The sequence below is a fragment of the Aeromonas molluscorum 848 genome (assembly GCF_000388115.1).
GTDB classification, from domain to species: Bacteria; Pseudomonadota; Gammaproteobacteria; order Enterobacterales; family Aeromonadaceae; genus Aeromonas; species Aeromonas molluscorum.
This window is the reverse complement of the sequence record NZ_AQGQ01000276.1, coordinates 1-2,110: the sequence shown is the minus strand read 5'-3', so window position 1 is coordinate 2,110 and position 2,110 is coordinate 1. Positions and strand designations below refer to the sequence as shown.

The 2,110-nt window shown below is 59.3% G+C and carries 4 protein-coding genes; all 4 read right to left on the bottom strand.

Annotated elements, in window-relative coordinates; translation table 11 throughout:
- Positions 1-20: 20 nt before the first annotated feature.
- A complete protein-coding gene (locus G113_RS19905) occupies positions 21-269 on the bottom strand; it encodes a DUF2960 domain-containing protein (protein WP_005913445.1) in 249 nt (82 codons plus the stop codon).
- Positions 259-555: a VF530 family protein gene (locus G113_RS19900; protein ID WP_005913443.1), complete on the bottom strand. Its 297-nt coding sequence runs from the start codon at positions 553-555 to the stop codon at positions 259-261. Before G113_RS19900 ends, G113_RS19905 begins: the two co-directional genes overlap by 11 nt.
- Positions 552-1,424: an archaetidylserine decarboxylase gene (gene asd / locus G113_RS19895; RefSeq protein WP_040319436.1), complete on the bottom strand. Its 873-nt coding sequence runs from the start codon at positions 1,422-1,424 to the stop codon at positions 552-554. Before asd ends, G113_RS19900 begins: the two co-directional genes overlap by 4 nt.
- Before the next feature lie 43 nt (positions 1,425-1,467).
- Positions 1,468-2,110, bottom strand: a 643-nt coding sequence (gene rsgA, locus G113_RS19890) for a ribosome small subunit-dependent GTPase A (RefSeq protein WP_005913437.1), incomplete at its 5' end; no start/stop codon positions are given.

The following is a 2,110-nucleotide window of genomic DNA, read 5'->3' as shown; positions in this document are numbered from 1 at the left end:
GTTTTTTATTGTCACCACGCTCACTCTTCGTCGCGGAAGATGGTGATGGCGGAGAAACCCAGCTCCTTGAAGTGGTTCTCCTGGTAATCTTTCACGCTCTTCTTGTCACGACGGCACACTTGGGCCAACTGGGCCTCCATGGCGTGGAACGCCGTGAGGTCAAGCCCCTCGGCGGCCGCGATGGCATCATAGATGCTGCGAAACTTGTCGTTGGAATAGCCGATTTCCTTGGCCTGACTCTTGTATGTATAAGTAATTTTAAATGCCATGGGGGCCTTCCTTCTTTTTGGACTGCTTGCGCTGGACGTAGAGGTAGAGGCTCTCGACCTTTTCCCTTGCCCAGGGGGTCTTGCGCAAAAACTTCAGGCTGGACTTGATGCTGGGATCGTCGGTAAAGCAGCGGATGTTAATCTGCTCTCCGAGCTGCTCCCAGCCATAGTAGGCGACCAGTTCGGTGACGATGGCCTCGAGGGTCAAGCCATGGAGCGGATTCCTGGGCTGGGCCTTATCGGACTGCGCCAAGTCAGGCTGCGGCTTCTCGGTCGGTTCCGTCATGCGTCGTTCGCCAGTTTGGCAAAGGGCTGACCCATGCGGGTAGTGACGCCGGGCGCCAGCGGCGCATCGAAGCTTGCCAGCATGCCTGGGCCAAACAGACAGACCACTGTGCTGCCGAGTTTGAACAGCCCCATTTCCGCCCCTTTTTGCAGGGTGATTGCCTCATCCCCGGCGTAGTCCCAACGCACCACTTCCTTATGCTTGGTCGGCGCTATGTTGCCAGCCCAGATGGTCTCGATGCTGGCGACGATAGTGGCGCCGACCAGCACCAGAGCCATGGGGCCATGGGCGGTGCGGAAGGTGGCGACCACCCGCTCGTTGCGGGCAAACAGATTCGGCACGTTTTCGGCCGTCAGCGGGTTGACCGAGAAGAGGTCCCCCGGCACGAATACCATGCTCTCCAAGACGCCATCCAGGGGCATGTGGATGCGGTGGTAGTCCTTGGGAGCCAGATAGATAGTCGCGAAGTCGCCATCCTTGAAGGGGGCGACCAGATCCTCATAACCACCCAGCAGCTCGCGGGCACTGTAGTCGTGGCCCTTGGCCTGGATGATGCGGCCCTGCTGGATGGGGCCGAGCTGGCTGACAGTTCCGTCCACCGGCAGCGCCAGGGTCATGGGATCGTCAACCAGGGGACGGATCCCCGGCTTGAGTTCGCGGGTAAAGAAGGCGTTGAAGCTCTTGTAGAAAGCGGGATCTTCATGGAGCGCTTCGCTCATGTCGACCTGGTACTGCTTGATAAAGGCCTCGATCACCTTGGTGGTGAGGTTGCCCGCTTGCGCGGCAGCCAGCTTGCCGAGCAAGCGAGAGAGGGCGTGCTTGGGCAGACAGTATTGACCGGCAATCTTCAGGTTGTCAGTAATGCTCATGATGTTCATCTGCTCTTTTTAATAGAAAGAGTGGTTTAGTGGGTCACAGTCGGGCTTGTTGCCGACCGTGGCGTGCTTCCTGCATGGTTTCCAGGATGCGGTGATAGTTGAAGAAGCGATCCGCGCTGATATCGCCCCGTTCGACCGCGGTGCGCAGGGCGCAACCGGGATCGTCCTTGTGGGTGCAGTCGCGAAACTTGCAGCCCCCCAAGTAGTCGCGGAACTCCACGAAGCACCAGGTGATGCGATCGGCTTCCAGGTGCCAGAGCGCGAACTCACGGATCCCGGGGGAGTCGATGAGATCGCCACCACTCGGAAAGTGGTAGAGGCGTGCCGTGGTGGTGGTGTGCTGACCGAGCCCCGAGTTTTCGGAGATCTCGCCGGTCAAGACACCCAGACCGGGCATCAGGGCATTGGCCAGGGAGGATTTTCCTACCCCGGACTGACCGACGAAGATGCTGATCTTGCCGTTGAACTGGGCCTTGAGCTCATCGAGCCCCTCGCCACTCTCGCAGCTGACCAGGATCACCTGATAACCGAGTTTGCGATAGGCGCTTAGCTGGCCATCGATGCGCACACGCGCCGCTTCATCGAGCATGTCGACCTTGTTCAGCACGATGAGCGGCTGGATCTCTACATCTTCGGCTGCCACCAGGTAGCGGTCGACGATGTTGGTCGAGAACTCG